The sequence below is a fragment of the Allobosea minatitlanensis genome, assembly GCF_964020775.1.
Genome location: NZ_OZ224509.1, coordinates 3,048,665 through 3,066,954 on the forward strand (window position 1 = coordinate 3,048,665; position 18,290 = coordinate 3,066,954).

The 18,290-nt window shown below is 67.1% G+C and carries 21 protein-coding genes and 1 pseudogene; 10 read left to right on the forward strand and 12 right to left on the reverse strand.

Annotated features, from left to right (window positions below; translation table 11 throughout):
• Position 1: 1 nt before the first annotated feature.
• From ACWH43_RS14955 to ACWH43_RS14980, 6 genes are all read left to right on the forward strand, one after another.
• Positions 2-271 (forward strand): hypothetical protein, encoded by a 270-nt coding sequence (locus ACWH43_RS14955; protein ID WP_260347907.1) that lies wholly within the window; start codon positions 2-4, stop codon positions 269-271.
• Positions 272-356: 85 nt separating this feature from the next.
• Positions 357-2,378, forward strand: coding sequence for an acyltransferase family protein (locus ACWH43_RS14960; RefSeq protein WP_377785406.1), 2,022 nt, complete (start codon positions 357-359; stop codon positions 2,376-2,378).
• A gap of 58 nt (positions 2,379-2,436) precedes the next feature.
• Positions 2,437-2,781, forward strand: a complete 345-nt coding sequence (locus ACWH43_RS14965) for a hypothetical protein (protein WP_158446065.1) — start codon at positions 2,437-2,439, stop codon at positions 2,779-2,781.
• On the forward strand, positions 2,778-2,972 hold the full coding sequence (locus ACWH43_RS14970; protein ID WP_158446066.1) for a hypothetical protein: 195 nt from the start codon (positions 2,778-2,780) through the stop codon (positions 2,970-2,972). Before ACWH43_RS14965 ends, ACWH43_RS14970 begins: the two co-directional genes overlap by 4 nt.
• Entirely contained in the window at positions 2,960-3,313 is a 354-nt protein-coding gene (locus ACWH43_RS14975) for a hypothetical protein (RefSeq protein ID WP_158446067.1), read from the forward strand. Before ACWH43_RS14970 ends, ACWH43_RS14975 begins: the two co-directional genes overlap by 13 nt.
• Positions 3,314-3,362: 49 nt before the next feature.
• Complete coding sequence (locus ACWH43_RS14980) at positions 3,363-3,719, forward strand: hypothetical protein (protein ID WP_158446068.1); 357 nt, start codon at positions 3,363-3,365, stop codon at positions 3,717-3,719.
• 8 nt (positions 3,720-3,727) lie between these two features.
• Here ACWH43_RS14980 and ACWH43_RS14985 read toward each other — a convergent pair.
• From ACWH43_RS14985 to ACWH43_RS14995, 3 genes and pseudogenes are all read right to left on the reverse strand, one after another.
• A pseudogene (locus ACWH43_RS14985) lies at positions 3,728-4,473 on the reverse strand (IS5 family transposase).
• A 205-nt stretch (positions 4,474-4,678) separates the two neighbouring features.
• Entirely contained in the window at positions 4,679-4,966 is a 288-nt protein-coding gene (locus tag ACWH43_RS14990; RefSeq protein WP_158446069.1) for a hypothetical protein, read from the reverse strand.
• Positions 4,967-4,974: 8 nt separating this feature from the next.
• Complete coding sequence (locus tag ACWH43_RS14995; protein ID WP_158446070.1) at positions 4,975-5,241, reverse strand: hypothetical protein; 267 nt, start codon at positions 5,239-5,241, stop codon at positions 4,975-4,977.
• Between the two features lie 249 nt (positions 5,242-5,490).
• On the opposite strand from ACWH43_RS14995, the gene ACWH43_RS15000 reads away from it, so the two are divergent.
• Positions 5,491-5,679 (forward strand): hypothetical protein, encoded by a 189-nt coding sequence (locus ACWH43_RS15000; RefSeq protein WP_158446071.1) that lies wholly within the window; start codon positions 5,491-5,493, stop codon positions 5,677-5,679.
• A gap of 59 nt (positions 5,680-5,738) precedes the next feature.
• Here the strand turns inward: ACWH43_RS15000 and yacG are convergent, their stop codons facing one another.
• The 3 genes from yacG to ACWH43_RS15015 form a co-directional block, all read right to left on the reverse strand.
• A complete protein-coding gene (gene yacG, locus ACWH43_RS15005) occupies positions 5,739-5,942 on the reverse strand; it encodes a DNA gyrase inhibitor YacG (protein WP_158446072.1) in 204 nt (67 codons plus the stop codon).
• Positions 5,935-6,756, reverse strand: a complete 822-nt coding sequence (locus ACWH43_RS15010) for an SDR family NAD(P)-dependent oxidoreductase (RefSeq protein ID WP_158446073.1) — start codon at positions 6,754-6,756, stop codon at positions 5,935-5,937. The genes yacG and ACWH43_RS15010 overlap by 8 nt, the downstream gene beginning before the upstream one ends.
• A gap of 127 nt (positions 6,757-6,883) precedes the next feature.
• Positions 6,884-7,492 carry a Maf-like protein gene (locus ACWH43_RS15015; RefSeq protein WP_158446091.1) on the reverse strand — a complete coding sequence of 203 codons (609 nt, stop codon included), beginning with the start codon at positions 7,490-7,492 and terminating at the stop codon, positions 6,884-6,886.
• A 310-nt stretch (positions 7,493-7,802) separates the two neighbouring features.
• Between ACWH43_RS15015 and ACWH43_RS15020 the strand changes: the two genes are divergently transcribed.
• The gene (locus ACWH43_RS15020) at positions 7,803-8,183 is read left to right on the forward strand and encodes a hypothetical protein (RefSeq protein ID WP_158446074.1); all 381 of its coding nucleotides are present in this window, start codon (positions 7,803-7,805) and stop codon (positions 8,181-8,183) included.
• A gap of 21 nt (positions 8,184-8,204) precedes the next feature.
• On the opposite strand, the gene ACWH43_RS15025 is transcribed toward ACWH43_RS15020, so the two are convergent.
• Both ACWH43_RS15025 and ACWH43_RS15030 read right to left on the reverse strand, forming a co-directional pair.
• Entirely contained in the window at positions 8,205-9,041 is an 837-nt protein-coding gene (locus ACWH43_RS15025) for a CDP-alcohol phosphatidyltransferase family protein (RefSeq protein ID WP_158446075.1), read from the reverse strand.
• Between the two features lie 154 nt (positions 9,042-9,195).
• Positions 9,196-10,143: a phosphatidylserine decarboxylase gene (locus ACWH43_RS15030; protein ID WP_311734777.1), complete on the reverse strand. Its 948-nt coding sequence runs from the start codon at positions 10,141-10,143 to the stop codon at positions 9,196-9,198.
• Positions 10,144-10,195: 52 nt separating this feature from the next.
• Between ACWH43_RS15030 and ACWH43_RS15035 the strand changes: the two genes are divergently transcribed.
• The gene (locus ACWH43_RS15035; protein WP_158446077.1) at positions 10,196-11,566 is read left to right on the forward strand and encodes a cytochrome P450; all 1,371 of its coding nucleotides are present in this window, start codon (positions 10,196-10,198) and stop codon (positions 11,564-11,566) included.
• A 10-nt stretch (positions 11,567-11,576) separates the two neighbouring features.
• On the opposite strand, the gene ACWH43_RS15040 is transcribed toward ACWH43_RS15035, so the two are convergent.
• Both ACWH43_RS15040 and ACWH43_RS15045 read right to left on the reverse strand, forming a co-directional pair.
• Entirely contained in the window at positions 11,577-12,068 is a 492-nt protein-coding gene (locus ACWH43_RS15040) for a hypothetical protein (protein ID WP_158446078.1), read from the reverse strand.
• A 128-nt stretch (positions 12,069-12,196) separates the two neighbouring features.
• The gene (locus ACWH43_RS15045; RefSeq protein ID WP_158446079.1) at positions 12,197-14,107 is read right to left on the reverse strand and encodes an ABCB family ABC transporter ATP-binding protein/permease; all 1,911 of its coding nucleotides are present in this window, start codon (positions 14,105-14,107) and stop codon (positions 12,197-12,199) included.
• 211 nt (positions 14,108-14,318) lie between these two features.
• Here ACWH43_RS15045 and ACWH43_RS15050 point away from each other — a divergent pair, with 211 nt between their 5' ends.
• Positions 14,319-14,657 (forward strand): hypothetical protein, encoded by a 339-nt coding sequence (locus tag ACWH43_RS15050; RefSeq protein WP_158446080.1) that lies wholly within the window; start codon positions 14,319-14,321, stop codon positions 14,655-14,657.
• A gap of 156 nt (positions 14,658-14,813) precedes the next feature.
• Here ACWH43_RS15050 and cimA read toward each other — a convergent pair whose 3' ends face one another.
• Both cimA and cysS read right to left on the reverse strand, forming a co-directional pair.
• Positions 14,814-16,412 carry a citramalate synthase gene (gene cimA / locus ACWH43_RS15055; RefSeq protein ID WP_158446081.1) on the reverse strand — a complete coding sequence of 533 codons (1,599 nt, stop codon included), beginning with the start codon at positions 16,410-16,412 and terminating at the stop codon, positions 14,814-14,816.
• Between the two features lie 103 nt (positions 16,413-16,515).
• Positions 16,516-17,976, reverse strand: a complete 1,461-nt coding sequence (gene cysS, locus ACWH43_RS15060) for a cysteine--tRNA ligase (protein WP_158446082.1) — start codon at positions 17,974-17,976, stop codon at positions 16,516-16,518.
• Positions 17,977-18,290 lie beyond the last annotated feature (314 nt).

An 18,290-nucleotide genomic window follows, 5' to 3' on the forward strand; every position in this document is an offset into this window, starting at 1 on the left:
CGTGACGATCCACTCTGCACGCTGGTGGGTGGCGTGGAATCCGAATGCGACGACCCCCTCGGCGAACGGCGTCCGGCTAGTGACGGCGGACAGTGGCCCCACGAATATCGTTGCCTTTATTGGGGCGACGCTCACGCGGGCCAGCACGACAAGCCCTGTCGTCGATGCGGTCGACATCACGAGCGCTATGCAGGATCTGCTCGATGCCAGGGTGCGAAAGACGATCGGCCATCAGATCGTCGGCAACGGCACCTCTGGTCCGAAAATCTAAGCCTCAAAGGGCGAGAGTGTTTGGGAGTTCAAGGCGTAGTTCAACCGACTTGCGCTGTGTCGTGCGTCGCGATATTGCGAGCGGCATGCTGGCGTATCGCCCCGAAATCGATGGGCTTCGCGCGGTTTCCGTTGCGCTGGTCATCCTCTTCCACCTCGGCGTGCTGTTCATCCCCGGCGGGTTCGTCGGCGTGGACGTGTTTTTCGTCATCTCCGGCTATCTGATCACCGGCATTCTCGCTCGCGAGCTTGGGGCCGGGCGGTTTTCGCTTCTCTCGTTCTATGACCGCCGCATCTGCCGCATTTTCCCGGCCCTGCTGGCGATGCTGGCTGTTGTGCTGGCGGCCGGACCGTTCCTGCTCATGCCGGGGGATTTTGAGGCCACTGCCCGAAGCGCGGTGTGGGCGGCGGCCAGCGCGTCCAATTTCTTCTTCTGGTTCAACACCGGATACTTCGATCAGGCGTCCGACCTGATGCCTCTGCTCCACACGTGGTCTCTGGCCGTCGAAGAGCAATTCTATCTGGTCTGGCCACTGGTCATATGGGCCAGTTTCAGGCTGTCCGGCGGCCGGCGCGGCGTGGTGCTGGTCGTGTCGCTCGCGCTCGCCGCGGCTAGCTTCGGCATGAGTCTATACGCCGTCGCGACCGATGGCAGGCAAGCGTTCTACTCGCCCTGGTCGAGGACGTGGGAGCTCGCCCTGGGCGGGGGGCTGGCATTGGCGCCGATGGGCCTGCTGGCGAAGGCGAAGCGGTATGGCAACTGGATCGCCGGGGTCGGGCTCGCGCTGATTGTAGTATCCGCGCTTATGCTTCGAAAGGACATGGATTTCCCCGGCTGGCGAGCGCTGCCGGCGGTGATCGGTGCCTTGTGCGTGTTAGCGCCTCTGCAATCTGGCCGCGTCTATTCGATCCTCTCCACGCCCGGAGCCGTATTCATCGGGCGCATCTCCTATTCGCTCTACCTCTGGCACTGGCCGATCATCGTTCTGTATCGGCACTACAACCTCGGTATGCCGCCGGGCGCCATCGACGGCGCCGCTATCCTCGCGGCATCCGTCACGGCCTCTTGGCTGTCGTGGCGCTTTATCGAACAGCCGGCTCGGCATTCCCCCTTCCCGAAGTTCGCGAACATCGGCGCAGGTCTGGCTACGGCCTGCGCCATGATGCTCGTCGGCGCATATGTGGTTCGCGCTGGCGGCTTCCCCGCTCGCATCCCGCCCTCCACCGCCTCGCTGATGAGCCTCGACGAGATGTGGAAATGGGACTGCCGGCAGGAGCGCGTCATGCCGGGATGGCCGGCCAATAGCTACTGCATCCTCGGCGCTGACTGGGAAACCGCAAAGATTAAAGGGGTACTCACTGGCGACAGCCATGCAGAGCATTTCGCGCCTCTGCTGGATGTCGCCGCGAAAGAAGCGGGGATTTCCCTCGCGTTCTACAAGGCTTGCATGCCTCTGGTAGGAACGACCAGCATCAAGCGCGTTCTCGCTCAGATGCCGACTTACACACATTACTGCACCGAAGTTAGCCAGCCCCTAGTCAATTATCTTCGCGGGGCCAAAGACATATCGCTCGTGGTAGTAGCCGCAGCTTGGTCGGCATACCCCGATAGCTTGTACCGTGACGATCCTTCCGAGCGCTCGCGGGAGAAAGCTCTTCGGCTTATGGCTGAAGGCATTGACGAATTGATGCAAACCGTTGCCGCGCCCAATCGGCGCGCTCTTATCATCGGAGACGTGCCGATTCGGCTGGGGTACGATCTCGGGTGCATTGTGACCGAAGAGAGCATGATTTTCCGGCGGCACTGTGCGCCAGATATGTTTAAGACGCCACGCGCTTGGGTGCGGAAGTTTCAGGAGCAGGCCGGTTCGGTTATTGAATCGGTCCCGGCTCGATCTGCCGCCGCGAGCTCGTTGATGCCCGGCCAGAATATGTGCGACAGCGATGGCTGCTCGACGACTCTCGATGGCGAGTTTCTTTATCGAGACGCCGGCCATCTGCGCCGGAACCTCCCGCTAAACATTCGCAAGAAACTGGCCGAAAAGATCGGCCTCAAGGAAGCGCTCTTGAAGGCCGCGGATTTGCCGCTCGTCTCCAAGGCTGAATAGCGCTGTGCGGTGCGGCTGAGCGCGCCGCCGCCCATGGTCTGGCATCACGAGCTGCCAGATGCAGCTTTCCCTTGATCAGGTTCGGAAGATCACGCGCAAGCCGCTGAATGCGAAGGCTGTTGCGAACGCGGGCTCTGTTCTTGCCGCACTGGATCTCTACGGCGCCAAGTTCGGGCTCGACCCGCCGCACCGCTTGGCGCAGTTCCTGCCTCAGATCATGCACGAGAGCGGCAAGCTCCACTTTGACCGAGAGGTGTGGGGGCCGACCCCGGCGCAGAAACGCTACGAGGGCCGGGCCAAACTCGGCAACACCGAGCCGGGAGGAGGGCAAGGACGCGATGCAGGAAGAGCAGGAGCAAAAGCGGGCGGAGGCTCGGCAGGTACGGAAGGATATCGACGATGAAGTGGACGGCTTGGGCCATGCGGATCTTGATCACCACTTCAGCAAGTGGGTGCGCCTGGAATAGCGGCGATTTCTGCGACGTGGCTACCCCGATACGTCCTTCCGCCCCGGCCGCCGCGGTGATGGATCGCGCCGACAAGGCGGCAATCGTCAAGCACAACGAATATGGCGCGAGAGCGTGCGGCTGGTGATGAACGACAAAGTCGAGGCCATGATCGGGAACTGCGACGGGAAGTTCTTCGAGCGGCTGGTGCCGAACCTCGTTTCGGCGTTGCTCGCTGTCGCCATCGCTCTCGGCACTCAATATGCTGATTTCTGTTTGGACAGCAAAGCGGCCGACATTCAAACCGCCAGCGCCATCAAGCAGCTCACGAACGACCTGGCCGATACGAAGCGGCAGTTCAAGGAGGAGATCGTCGAGATTCGGCGGTCTGCCGAGATTGACCGCCAGAAGACAAACGAGCTCGTCGCTGACGTGAAAGTTATTCTCGCGATTATGCAGCGGCTGGAGCGGAAGGTAGACCCACGATGACGACGCTCCCGAATCTCCCCGATGCGCCGGCCGATACAGCAGTGCCGAATTGATCTATGTTCGCCCGACGACAGGACCGGTCAACGCCAAGCGCACGTTCGGATCCCTCTGGCGGAACGTGCTCGGGCGCACGGCCGCCGCTAAACGCGCGTTCTTCGGAGCGACGCCGATCGCTCAGCCGGCGAACGCCGATCAGGCTGCCGTCACCACTTCAGTTGGAGCGGCAGTCGCAACGACCGGCGCCACGAACACGACGCCCTACGGCTTCACGACCGCCGCACAGGCAAACGATCTCGTGGCCCGCACCAACGAGAACAAGGCGCTTGGCGAGGCGAGCGAAACTGATAAACCAGATGCGCGCGGACCTCGTCGCGCTCGGGCTTATCAAGGGGTCGGCCTAAACTGAATCGACATTCATCGCATCCATAGTAGTGCGGCAGCAAGTTGGAGGAATGCGAGGAAGTGGATTGCCCTGCGGTCGAAGCGTATAGCGATGCGCCTGAAGTGTTTGAGTTTGTTGAAGCACCGCTCGATAGTGTTTCGAACCTTGTAGGCTTGGAAGTCATAGGGGATGGAGCGCCTGCGGGTCGGGTTGCACGGGATGACTGCCTCGGCGCCCATGTCTGTGATCAGGCCGCGCAGGGCATTGGAATCATAGGCCTTGTCGCCTAGCACGCGTCGCGGTGAAAGACCTTTGAGCAAGGCTGGAGCGAGTGGTGCATCGCCGCGCTGTCCGGGCGTCAGGATCAGCTTGAGCGGCCGGCCAAGTGCGTCGACGGCCATATGGATTTTAGTGGTCAGTCCTCCCCTGGAACGCCCCAGAGCCTGATCCCCCCTTTTTGACCGCCGCCCTTGCCGGTGGCTGCCTGCTGGTGCGCTCGCGCGAGGCTTGAATCGAGGCTGATATAATCGTTGGCGGGGCCATCGATCAGGTGAGCGAAGACACGCTCCCACACACCGGCCTTGGCCCATCGCGTGAACCGCTTGTGAACGGTTTTCCATTTGCCATAGCGCTCAGGCAGGTCGTGCCGGTGCGCACCCGAACGCAACACCCAAAGCACGCCGTTGACGAAAGTGAGATTGTCAGCCCCCGAGCGGCCCGAATCGCCGGGCTTACCCGGCAACAGATCACCGATCCGGACCCAATGCTCAGGGCTCAACTCGTATCGCTTTCGACATCACCGACCTCCAGATCAACTAATCCGCAGGCCCATGAATCACGCATCAGCAAAAAATAGAATCTTGAATGTCGATTGGCCCTAGAAAGTAATCAACGCCCATTCGGCGTTTTCCGATAGCGCTTTTGTCTTCGGCGGCGTGCACGATCCACCGCCTGGAAGCGGCCGGACAAACCGCCCATGGGCGTCAGGACAGCCTGCGGTCGCGCATGTCGTCGATCCGTTCCAGGATGGCGCGGTGCTCCGCCAGCAGTTCCTGCAGAGGTCCCATCGGCCTGAAGGCGGCAAGATCCTGGATCTCCTCGCCCTCGCTCTGCCAGGAGGCGATGGCGGCATCGGCGGCGGCGACATGCTCGGGCGAGAGACCGCCGCGAACCGGCGCGCCGGCCTCTTCGGCGATGCGTTCCGCGATCCGGCGGCGGAGCGCCTGCTCGCAGGCGAGAACGGCTTCGAGCTCGTCGGAATAGCGCGGCACGCCGGGCCTCAATGAACCGTGGCGATGTCGTCGTCGTCGGGGTCGATGAGCTTGGCCAGGCCGAGTTGCCGGACGCCGTCCATGAATTCGGCGAAGGCCTCGGCGTCGGTGGCGAAGCTGTCCTGCCAGACGGTCGAGCCGCCCTCCTCGTCGACCAGCTCGAGCGTCCAGCCCTCGGTGCCGTCGAGCCGATAGATCTCAACCCGGACGGTGATGCCGTCATGGGTGATGCTCTGCGACAGGGGCGAGCGGATGATCCCGGGAAAGTCGTCCATGCCGCAAACTAGCGCATCGCGACCTGCCGTGGCACCCCCCAAAGTCCCGGCCATGCACAAGCCCCGGCCCTCGCCGGCGGCGCGCTTCTCCTTCGTCGCATGCCGATGCTTCGCGCTGGACGCGGAGCCTCAAGCTGCGGAAGAATGCGGAGACGGACCGGCAGCGCAGCCCGGGCGCCGACGGTCCTGGCACAGCACGATCACGCGATCCGGAACGCCCTCGTTCCGGCGCGATACACGGAGGCCCCTATGCCTGAAAATGCGACGTTGCAGGATCTGGACGCTCGAATCGCCATCGCCCGGCGCAATATCGCCGAGCTGACCGAGCAGGCCACCGGCGCGGCCGGCGCGGCCGCGGAAGAGGCCATCGCCAACCGCATCGCCGAGCAGCAGGACCGGCTCAACGAGCTCCTGAAGCAGCGCGAAGCGCTCGGATAGGAGGTTCCGCAGGCTTCGGAGCGCGGCCGGGGGCCGCCGGCCCGGGAGACCGGCCGGCCTCATGCGTCCCGCTCGCGGGATGGCGGCGCGTCCTCGGCCTCGTCGAGCGGCTCGCCCGGGATCACATAGCTGCCCTTGAGCCAGCGGCCGAGGTCGATATCGGCGCAGCGCGCCGAGCAGAAGGGGCGGAAGCGCTCGGCCGCCGGCTTGCCGCAGATCGGGCAAGGCCGCGCGGCCGGCGGTTTCTTCTCGGTTTCAGCCATATTTCAGCGTGATGCCTCCGTCGACCACGAGTTCGATGCCGGTGACATAGCGCGCCTCGTCGCTGGCGAGGAAGAGCGCCGCATTGGCCACGTCCCAGGCCTCGCCCATATGACCCATCGGCACCTGCGCCGCACGCGCCGCCCACATCGCCTCGACGTCGCCCCCGCCATAGACCTTGGCGAGCCCGGCCGAATGCTCGACCATCGGCGTCTTCATCAGGCCCGGCAGGATGGCGTTCACGCGGATCTTCTGCGCGGCGAACTGCACCGCTGTCGTGCGGGTGAGATGGTTGAGTCCGGCCTTGGTGGCGGAATAGCTGGCATAGGGCACGCCGGTATGGCGGATCGAGGCGATGGAGGAGATGTTGACGATCGAGCCGCCCTCGCCCGTCTCCTCGAACTGGCGCTGCATCACCGGAATGACGTGCTTCATCGCCAGGAAGGCGCCGGTGAGATTGACGCGGAAGACCTTTTCCCAGGTCTCCTCCGGCAGGTCGACGACGCTGCCGACCTCGGCGATGCCGACATTGTTGTCGAGAATGTCGATGCGGCCATAACGCCCCAGCGCCCGGTCGACCAGATCGGCGACCTGATCGGCCCGGGTGACGTCCGCCTGCACGGCGAAGGCCTGGCCGCCCTCGTTCTGGATGATGGCCGCGGTCTCCTCGGCCGCGTCGCGGTTGATGTCGGCGCAGACCACCCTGGCGCCTTCGCGGGCGAACACCGTCGCCGTCGCCTTGCCGTTGCCCCAGCCCGGCCCGATCGATCCGGCCCCCGCCACGATCGCGACCTTGCCTCTCAGACGTCCCGCCATTCCGTGCCTCCCCGTCGCCGGTCCGAAACGCCGGCGCGCCATGATGCGCGCCTGTCGGTCCGGCGCGCCGCGGGCGGGAGGATCGGGGCAATGCGGCGAGGAGGCAAGCCCCGGCGATCTGCGTGGATCAGGCGGCGTTCATCCAGCCGAAGCGGATCGGGAAGCCCTCGCCGCCGAGCAGGTTCACCGTCTCGTAGAGCGGCAGGCCGACCACGCCGGTATAGGAGCCGACGAGCTTGACGACGAAGGAGCCGGCGATGCCCTGGATGGCGTAGCCGCCCGCCTTGCCGCGCCATTCCCCGGAGGCGAGGTAATGCTCGATATCCTCGGTCGAGAGCCGCTTGAAGCGCAGCCGCGTCTCGACGATGCGGTCGCGGATCGCGCCCGAGGGCGTCACCAGCGCCACGCCGGTATAGACGCGGTGGGCGCGGCCGGAGAGCAGGCGCAGGCAGGCCGCGGCCTCGTCGACGATCTCCGCCTTGGGCAGGATGCGGCGGCCGACGGCGACGACGGTGTCCGCCGCGACGATGTAGCAGCTCTCGAGATCGGCGCGCGCCTTGGCGCCCTGGCGCGCGGCCTGGGCCTTTTCGCGGGCGAGGCGGCGGGCGAGATCGCGCGGGCGCTCGGCCTTGTGCGGCGTCTCGTCGAGATCGGCCGGCAGAAGGGCGTCGGGTTTCAGGCCGGCCTGCTCCAGCAAGGCGAGCCGGCGCGGCGAGGCCGAGGCGAGGACCAGCATCGGCCGCCAACCGGCCTGCTTGGGGGACGAGAACAAACTCAAGGGGCGGCTCGGCAGGGTTCCAGCATGCGGGGAAAAGAGCGGAGCCCCAGGCTTTAGAGCATTTCGCCCGGTTGATAAATCCGCGACCGACCTGCCCGCGCCGAAGCGCAAGCATGGGCCGGCGCCCGGCGCCGCGACGGCGTTCTGCCCAAAAGATAAGCGGCACACCCCTCGTTCCGGCCATTGCCAAGGGCCTCCGGCCGCGCCACAGTCTGCGCCCTTTTTTGACGCCCTGCCGTCCATCGCCACGATTCCCCGGAGTTTCCCCATGCCGAGATCGCGCAAGCCGTCGCTCACCGCTGCGGCGGGGGCAGAGGCGCAGGCGCTGGCCACGCGGATGCTCGCCATGCAGGCGGAGGCCGGGCTCACCATCGCGATGCGGATGCCGCTGCTGCTGAAGGGCGCGCTCGGCGATTCCTCCGGCCAGCGCGAGGCGACCAAGGCCGTGGTCGAGAAGGTCTCGGCCGTGGTCGAAAGCAGCGTCGCCGCGACCTATGCCACGACGGCGTTCTGGTGGAGCTTCGCGCTCAACCCGCTGGCGCAGGCCGACCTGACCGAGGCGGCCGCCAAGGTCGCGCACAGCACGCTCGAACCCTTCGCCCGCCGCACCCGCGCCAACGCCGCAAGGCTCACGGGCCGGCGCCGGTAATCCCCTTCGCCGGTCTTAAAGTCAGGCGGCGCCTTCCGGCGTCGTCGCCGGCAGCGGCGCCGGCGCCGCATGCTCGCGCTCGAGCTTGCGGTAGCGGGCGACGCTGAGCGGAATCAGCGCGAGATAGGCGACGACGACCAGCGTCAGCATCTCGAAGGTGTAGGCGAAGAGCAGGCCGGCGATCACCACTACCGCGACGAAGATCGGCAGCACCATGTCGCGCGGCACCCGCGCGCCCAGCGTCTTGCCGGCATAGCAGGGAATGCGCGAGATCGTCAGGAAGGCGATGAACAGGATGTAGAGCCCGACGAAGGGGGCGCCGTATTCCTGCACCGGCAGGCCGACGGCATGGAGGTAGAGCGGCAGCATGGCGGTGATGGCGCCCGCCGGGGCCGGCATGCCGACGAAGAAGTTCTTCTGCCATTCGGGCCGGTCGGGATCGTCGATCATGACGTTGAAGCGCGCGAGCCGCAGCGCCATGGCGCAGGCCAGCGTCAGCACGATGATCCAGCCGAAGGACTTCAGGTCGTGCAGGATGAAGATCCACAGCACATAGCCGGTGGCCACGCCGAAATTGACGAAATCCGACAGCGAATCGAGCTCCGCGCCGAAGCGCGACGTGCCCTTCAGCATCCGCGCCAGCCGGCCGTCGACACCGTCGAGCGCGGCGGCGATCAGGATGCAGATCGTCGCGGTCTCGAGCTTGCCCTCGACCACGAGCCGCATCGCCGTCAGGCCGAGGCAGAGCGCCAGCAGCGTGACGAGGTTCGGCGCGATCAGCCGGAACGGGATCGACTTGAAGCGGGCGCGCTTCGGCTCGACGCGCTCGGGCTCGAAAGGAGGAAACAGGTCGCTCATGGCTGCCGAAATACGCGGTTTCGCAGTTCTAAGCTAGAGCACCGGCCCGAAAAGTCGAATCCGCTTTCCGGGCAAATACGCTGCGAAAACAAGGGTCTAGATCGCCAACCTGGCTTCGGCGCGAAGATCCCGCGCCGGCCGGTGCCCGGCCCGGTCAGATTCCGCGATAGCTGCGGGCGAGCGGCTCGTTGCCGGACAGGTCGGCCAGCACCGTCTCGCCGGCGATCGCCGTCTGTCCTTCGCCCACCAGCGGCACGACATGCGCCGGGAGATAGACATCCACCCGCGAGCCGAAGCGGATGAGGCCGAAACGCTCGCCCGTCGCCAGCGTGTCGCCCTCCTTGACGAAGGGCACGATCCGGCGCGCGATCAGCCCGGCGATCTGGACGACGCCGATCGGGCCGGACGCGGTCTCGATCGCCAGGGCGTTGCGCTCGTTGTCGTCGCTCGCCTTGTCGAGCTCGGCATTGAGGAAGAGGCCGGGCGTATAGGCCATCTTCAGGATGCGGCCGGGCACGGGCGCGCGGTTCACATGGCAGTCGAAGACGTTCATGAAGATCGAGACGCGGGTCATCGGCTCGGCCGGCAGGTCGAGCTCCGGCGGCGGCATGGCCGAGGCGATCTGGCTGACGCGGCCGTCGGCCGGGGAGATCACCAGCCCCTCCCGCTGCGGCGTGATGCGGACCGGGTCGCGGAAGAAATAGCAGATCCAGACGGTGACGATCGCGCCGATCCAGCCGAAGGGCGACCAGAGGTTGGCCAGGACGATGGTCGCCACCAGCCCGATCGCGATGAAGACATAGCCCTCCTTGTGGATGGGCACGATCACCTTGCGGACGGAATCGACGAGGGACATGGACAGTTCCGCTGTTCGTGTGCGGCGCGAGGCGCGCGGGAATGGCTTGCCGCGATCCCGGAAACCGGCCACGGCGCAGCGCTGATTTAGGGCCTTCGCACGGCGAGGGAAAGAGCGGAAGGCGGCTGGGGCGGCCTTCCCCCCGGAATGGAGCGGCCGGGGGGCACGGAACCCGGGCGCCTCGCGCCGGTTCACTGCATATCGCCGCGCCCGGGCGGGGGCGGCGAGGCCGCATTGTCCCGCCACAATCGGCTCCCCAGTTCAGGGGGCGACACCGGATCGCACAGAAAGGCCAGGAATGACGATCGCCGCCAAGCCGGAGCATCTCGCCGCAACCGGAATCGCGCAGACCAGCCGCTCCCCGATCGGCCTGTTCGCCGCGATTCTGCGCAATCCGCTGACGGCGCTGCCGCCGGAGATCTTCCGCGAGAAGATGGTCCTGGCCGATGTCGGCGGGAAGCAGAGCCTCTATGTCTGCGATCCCCCGCTGATCCAGGAGGCGCTGGTGCGCCAGGCCGGGCATCTCAACAAGGGCGAGATCGTGCACAAGGTGCTGGGCCCGGCGCTCGGCGACGGCCTGCTGACGGCGGAAGGGGCGCATTGGCGCTGGCAGCGCCAATCGGTCGCAGCCGGCTTCCAGCACGAGAGGCTGCGCGGCTTCCTTCCGGCGATGCTCGCGGCTGCCGCCGATACGCGCTCGCGCTGGCTGGCCGATGGCGGCGACGCCCTCGACATCGGCCACGAGATGATGCGGACGACCTTCGCGATCATCGTCGAGACGATGCTGTCGGGCAGCGCCAATCTCGACGTGGCGAAGGTCGAGCGCAGCATCACCGACTATCTCGAGCCGACGAGCTTCGTCTTCGCCTACAGCCTGCTCGGCATGCCCGAATGGCTGCCCTATCCCGGCCGGTCCCGGGCGAGAGCCGCGACGGCCTATCTGCGCGAGAGCCTGGGAGAGCTCGTGGCGACGCGGCGCGGCGCCCCGACGCAGCGCGGCGACCTGCTCGACATGCTGCTCACGGCCAGCGACCCGGAAACCGGACGCGCCATGCAGGACGGCGAGATCGTCGACAATCTCCTGACCTTCATCACCGCCGGGCACGAGACGACGGCGCTCGGCCTCGCCTGGACGCTGCATCTGCTGGCGCGGCATCGCGACATCGAGGAGCAGGTCGTGGCGGAGATCGCGGCGGTGACGGGCGGCGCGCCGCTGGCGCCCGAGCAGGTCATGGCCCTGCCCTTCACCAAGGCCGTGTTCCAGGAGGCGATGCGCCTCTACCCGCCGGCGCCGGTGATCACGCGGCAGGTCGAGAAGCCCTTCCAGCTCGGCGGGCTGATGCTGGGCGAAGGCAGCGTGATCTATGTGCCGATCCAGGCCGTGCACCGCCACGAAACGCTGTGGGAGGAGCCCGACCGCTTCGACCCGCGGCGCTTCCTTCCCGAGGCCGGCCGCTCCCGGCATCGCTATGCCTATCTGCCTTTCGGCGCCGGTCCGCGGATCTGCATCGGCAGCGCCTTCGCCACGATGGAAGCCGTCGCGATCCTGGCTTCGCTGCTGCCGGCCGTCCGGCTGGAGCCCTTGTCGACGCGGGCGCCCGAGCCTTCGCTCAAGGTCACGCTGCGGCCGCGCCGGCCGCTGCGCATGCGGCCCCGTCCGCGGCGCTGAGCGGCCCAGCTCAGCCGGCGAGACGGGGGACGCGCACGAAGCGGATGGCCGCCTGCCAGGTCAGGCCGGCGAAGATCAGGAAGAGGATGCCCTGCGCGAGCGCGAAGGGCGGCTCCGAGCCGGTCGGAGCCAGCGCGTGCAGCGCCGGCACCTTGAGGAAGAGCTGCACCACCAGAACGAACAAAAGCAGGTAGAAGGCGAGCACGGCCGCGATCGCATAGGTCCGTCGCCACGCCCCTTCGAGCAGCCTCCCATAGAGCGCGAAGCCGGCGACGACGATCAGCGCCAGCGAGATCGCCCCCACGATATGGGACGGCAGCAGGCCCGGCGCCGGAAGCCCGAAGCCGGTCGCGCTGGTCGCGAAGGCGGTCGAGAGGAAGACGCCGGTCCAGCCCGGCTTGGTGTGGCCGCGGAGCAGCCCGGCCGCCACCGGGAAACCGGCGACGATGGCGACCAGGCTCAGCCAGGTGTGGAAGCCAACCAGAGCCGTCGGGTCGAACATGGCGTCCCCCTGCGGCTCGCCGTCACCTCATCGGCGGCGATCATGCCGGAAAACCGCCGCCCGCGCCACTCTGCGCCGGCCTCTCGCGCCTCCCCGCGAGCGGCGCCCGCACGGCTCCGGCCGGCCCGTCAGGACAGCGTGAGCCTGACGCTTTCGCCCTCCGCCGCCGTCGCGCGCTGGAGGGTGGCCTTGGCCTCGTCGACCTCGCGCTGGCGGTTCCACATCGCGGCATAGACGCCGTTCGCGGCCAGCAATTCGCGATGGTGGCCGCGCTCGACGATGACGCCCTTGTCGAGCACGATGATCTCGTCGGCATTGACAACGGTGGAGAGCCGGTGCGCGATGACCAGCGTGGTGCGCCCTTCGCTGACCCGGTCGAGCGCGTCCTGGATCTCCTTCTCGGTGAAGGAATCGAGCGCCGAGGTCGCCTCGTCGAGCACCAGGATCGGCGGCCCCTTCAGGATGGTGCGGGCGATGGCGACGCGCTGCTTCTCGCCGCCCGAGAGTTTCAGGCCGCGCTCGCCGACCGAGGTGGCGTAGCCCTCGGGCAAGGTGCGGATGAAGCGGTCGATCTGGGCGAGGCGGGCGGCCTCCTCGACCTCCTCCATCGTCGCATCGGGGCGGCCGTAGCGGATATTGTACTCGATCGTGTCGTTGAACAGCACGGTATCCTGCGGGACCATGCCGATGGCGGCGCGCAGGCTCACCTGCTGGACGTCGGCGATGGGCTGGCCGTCGATCAGGATGCGGCCCTTCTGCGGCTCGTAGAAGCGGAAGAGCAGGCGCGAGATCGTCGACTTGCCGGCGCCGGAGGGCCCGACGATGGCGACGGTCCGGCCCGGCTCGACCCTGAAGGAGACGCCGCGCAGGATCGGCCGCTCCGGCACATAGGCGAAATGCACGTCCTCGAAGACGACCGCGCCGGCCGGGACCTGCAGGGGCCGGGCGCCCGGCTTGTCCTGGATCTCGGCGTCGCGGCCGATCAGGGCGAACATCTGGGCAATGTCGAGCGTCGCCTGCTTGATCTCGCGATAGACGGTGCCCATGAAGTTCAGCGGCAGATAGAGCTGGATCAGCATCGAATTGATCAGGATAAGGTCGCCGACCGTGTTGGTCCCGGCCTGGAAGCCGCGCACCGCCATCACCATCGACAGCGTCAGGCCGGCCGCGAAGATCACGGCCTGGCCGAAATTCAGCCAGGCGAGCGAGGTGTAGGACTTGATCGAGTTGCGCTCGTAGAGCGCCATCGCTGTGTCGTAGCGCGCGGTCTCGCGGGCCTCGGCGCCGAAATACTTCACCGTCTCGTAGTTCAGGAGCGAATCGATCGCCTTGGAATTGGCGTCGGTGTCGGATTCGTTCATGGCCGAGCGGATGGCGATCCGCCACTCGGTCGCCTTGATGGTATAGGTCATGTAGGCGACGACCATCGCGACCAGCACGACGACATAGCGCCAGTCGAACAGGCCGAGCAGCACGGCGATGATCAGCACGACCTCGACGACGACGGGCACGAGCTGGTTGAGGCCGAGCCGGACCATCTCCTCGATGCCGTTGCGGCCGCGCTCCAGAACGCGCGTCAGGCCGCCGGTCTTGCGCTCGAGATGGAAGCGCAGCGAGAGATAATGCAGGTGGCCGAAGGTCTGCAGCGCCAGCGTGCGGACCGCATGCATGAAGACCGGCGCGAAGATCGCGTCGCGCATCTGGACGAAGGCCGAGGAGCCGACCCGCGCCAGCCCGTAGAGCACCGTCAGCGCCAGCGGCGCGCCGACCAGCCAGGGCAGCCAGTCCTGGACGCTGGAATGGGTCCCGGCCAGCGCGTCGGTGATCCATTTGAAGGTGAAGGGCACGCCCATCAGGATCAGGCGCCCGATGATCATCAGGGCGAAGGCGGCGACGACGCGGGCGCGCAGATCCGACCGCCCGGCCGGCCAGAGATAGGGCCAGAGCGCGCGGAAGGTGGCGAAGAAGCCGGACCCCGGCTGGATCGTGACGGAGCGGGCAAGGCTCGGCGCCGGGGACGGCGCGGCAGGCACGGACATTTTCAAGCGATTCCAGTGAACGCACCCATATAGGGGCAAATCGGCAACCATGCATGCAGCTCGTTGCAGGGGCGGCCTTGCACCCGCAGCGAGAGGGTGGAAGGGGCACGGCCTCCGGCAAGCTTGCGCCGCGGAGTTGCCTTGCTCTCGCCGAAGGGGGAGTGTCTCCTCGCAAAGAGCGCCCGACGCTCGCAGACGGGGAGACACGACCATGGCATTCCGCAAACTCGCCGCGATCGGCCTGGGACTGGGGGCTGTCCTCAGCCTTGCCCTGCCGGCCGCCGCGCAAGGCACGCGACCGCATCCGCAGATCACGATCAACAACCAGCGCAGCGTGCCCCTGAGCAGCTTCGAGATCGCCACGGCGGGCGACCAGCCTCGCCTCGTCGCGAAGCTCGCCAAGCCGCTGGCGCCCGGCAAAAGCATCGCGCTCAGGCTCAACAAGCCGCAGGGCTGCTCCTACACCGTGCAGGGCAGGTTCGAGGACGACGCCACCAGCGACGCCGACATGGATCTGTGCAGGGACCGCGTCATCCGCCTGACGGAGTGAGATTCTAGCCGTCCCTCACGCCGTCGTCCCACACAAGTGGCGAAGCCGCGCCGATCCGGATCCATGCCGGAGCGCATCCGGCCAAGGTTCCGGCATGGAGCCCGGGTCTGCGCTTCGCTACGCCCGGGATGATCCGTGTTTGCGGCAAGGAGCTTTTCAAGCCGTCGCGCCGGCCCTGGCCAGCTTGTAGGTGATCGAGTCCACCAGCGCCTGGAAGGAAGCGTCGATGATGTTGGCGCTGACGCCGACCGTGGTCCAGCGCTCGCCGGTCTCGTCGCCGGATTCGATCAGCACGCGGGTGACGGCGTCGGTGCCGCCCTGGAAGATGCGGACCTTGTAGTCCAGCAGCCGCAGACCTTCGATCAGCGACTGGTAACGGCCGAGGTCCTTGCGCAGCGCGATATCGAGCGCGTTGACCGGGCCGCTGTCGCCTTCGGCCGCCGAGATCAGCACGTCGTCGCCGACCTGCACCTTCACGATCGCCTCGGAGAAGGTGACGAGCTCGCCCAGCGCGTTGTAGCGGCGCTCGACATTCACGGCGAAGCGCTCGACGGAGAAGTATTCCGGCACCTCGCCGAGGATGCGCTTGACCAGCAGGAAGAAGGAGGCGTCGGCGCCCTCGAAGGCATAGCCCTGCGCCTCCTTCTCCTTGACCTCCTGCAGCACGCGGTTGAGGCGCGGATCGTCGCGGCCGAGCGTGACGCCGATGCGCTCCAGCTCGGCGACGAGATTCGACTTGCCGCCCTGGTCGGAGATCAGGACCTTGCGGGTGTTGCCCGTGGCTTCCGGTGCGACATGCTCGTAGGTGCGCGGGTCCTTGAGCACGGCGGAGGCGTGGATGCCGGCCTTGGTGGCGAAGGCCGAGGCGCCGACGAAAGGCGCGTGGCGGTTCGGCGCCCGGTTCAGCATCTCGTCGAGGGCGCGCGAGACATGGGTCAATTCGGCGAGCTGGCCGTCGTCGACGCCGAGCGCGAAGCGGTCGCGATAGCGCTCCTTCAGTTTCAGCGCGCCGATCAGCGTGACGAGATTGGCGTTGCCGCAGCGCTCGCCGAGGCCGTTGAGCGTGCCCTGGATCTGGCGCGCGCCCGCCTCCACCGCCGCCAGCGAATTGGCGACGGCGCAGCCGCAATCGTCATGGGCGTGGATGCCGAGATTGTCGCCCGGCACGGCCTTGGCGACCTCGCGGACGATGGCGCCGATCTCGTCGGGCAGCGTGCCGCCATTGGTGTCGCAGAGCACGACCCAGCGGGCGCCGGCCTCGTAGGCGGTGCGGGCGCAGGCGAGCGCGTAGTCGGGATTGGCCTTGTAGCCGTCGAAGAAATGCTCGCAATCGAGCATCACCTCGCGGCCGGCGGCCCTCGCCGCCGCAACGCTCTCGCGGATGCCGGCGAGATTATCCTCCAGCGAGATCTCCAGCGCGACATGGACATGGTAGTCCCAGGCCTTGGCGACGAAGACGATCGCATCGGCCTTCGCCTCCAGCAGCGCCGCGATGCCGGGGTCGTTGGCGGCCGAGCGCCCCGCCCGCTTGGTCATGCCGAAGGCGGCGAACTTCGCCCGCCTGGTCGCCTTCCGCTCGAAGAAGGCGGTGTCGAGCGGGTTGGCGCCGGGATAGCCGCCCTCGACATAGTCGACGCCGAGCCGGTCGAGCAGGCTCGCCACGGCGCGCTTGTCGTCGAGCGAGAAATCGACGCCGGTGGTCTGGGCGCCGTCGCGAAGCGTCGTGTCGAAGAGATGGACGCGGGCGGCGCTCACCGCCCGCCCCTCAGCTTGAAGCGGACGACGCGCGGCACGACCATCGCCAGCATGACGAGCTTGATGGCGAAGGAGAGCGAGCCGGCGGGGCGGATCTTCGGGCTCATCGCTTGACCTCCCAGGTGGTCGTCGGCTCGCCGGTGGCGGGGTCCTTGCCGTCCTTGAGCGCGATGCCCATGGCGGCGAGTTCGTCCCGGATGCGGTCGGACTCGGCGAAGTTCCTCGCGCGGCGGGCGTCGAGGCGCGCGGCGATCAGGCGCTCGACCACGGGATCGACGGCAGCGGGCGCCGCGATCTGCGGCAGCGCGACCCCGAGAAGCTCGAGGCCGGCCAGCAGCGCCGGCAGATCGCCGGACTTGCGCAGGGCATGGAGCTCGGCCAGCACGCGCGCCGTGTTGAGATCGTCGGCCAGCGCATCGAGCAGTTCGGCCGAAGGCTCGGACGCCGTCGCGCCCTGCGCGACCTCCGCCCAGTCCTGCAGCATCTTCTCCGCCTCCTCCAGCGCCTTCACCGTCCAGTCGATCGGCTGGCGGTAATGCGTCTTGAGCATCGCGAGGCGCAGCACCGCGCCCGGCCATGAGCGGCCGCCGAAGCTCTCCGTCTCCAGCAGTTCGTGGATCGTGACGAAGTTGCCGAGCGACTTCGACATCTTCTCGCCTTCGACCTGCAGGAAGCCGTTATGCATCCAGATATTGGCCATCAGCGGCTGCCCTTCCCCGCCACCGAGCGCGCAGCAGGACTGGGCGATCTCGTTCTCATGGTGCGGGAAGACGAGGTCGATGCCGCCGCCATGGATGTCGAAGACGTTCTTCTGCGGATCGTCGCAGGCGAGCCCGCCGCCGAAGGGCGTGAGCAGCTTCGCCATCGACATGGCCGAGCATTCGATGTGCCAGCCGGGACGGCCGGGCGTGGCGATGCCGGCCGGAGACGGCCAGCCGGGATCGATGCCGTCGCGGCTCGGCTTCCACAGCACGAAATCCATCGGGTCGCGCTTATAGGGCGCGACGTCGACGCGGGCGCCGGCCAGCATCTCGTCGAGCGAGCGGCGCGCGAGCGTGCCGTATTTCGGCGCCCTGGCGAGATGCGCGACGGCCGGGACATGGAACAGCACATGCTCCTCGGCGACATAGGCGACGCCGCGCGCGATCAGGCGCTCGATGATCGCCTTCATCTCCGCGATATGCTCGGTGGCGCGCGGCTCGGTGGTCGGCCTGAGCGTGCCGAGCGCGTCGATATCGGCGTGGAACTGCGCGGTCGTCGCCTGCGTGACCCTGGCGATCGCCTCGTTCAGCGTCAGGCCGGGATAGTCGCGCGCGGCGCGGGCGTTGATCTTGTCGTCGACGTCGGTGAGGTTGCGGGCATAAGTGACGTGATCCGCGCCGTAGATGTGGCGCAGCAGCCGGTAGAGCACGTCGAAGACGACGACCGGGCGGGCATTGCCGATATGGGCGTAGTCGTAGACCGTCGGGCCGCAGACATACATGCGCACATTCGACGGATCGATCGGCGCGAAGTCCTGCTTCGTCCGCGTCAGCGTGTTGTAGAGCCTCAGGGTCGGCGGCATCGGGGCTGGGTCCTGGAACGAACGAAACGGCAAAACACGAAAAACGGCCTGGCCGCTGGCCGGGGCGCTTTTGTCGGTTCGTTTTTCAGGACGAGGACGTGAGCAGCCGGCCAGCGAAGGCTAGCGGCAAATAATGCAAATCCGGCTGTTGATGGCGGCTCGCGTCATGGGGAGACGTGATTGCCTTCCCGCGCGCTTTCCGTCAAGAGGGCGCGCGCTTGCTGCAACGCAGCAAGCGCCGTGGCCCTGGCGGAATTCATTCAAATTTAACCGGCCGGAACCATGCTCCCGCTTCCCGGGTTCCTCGCCCGGCT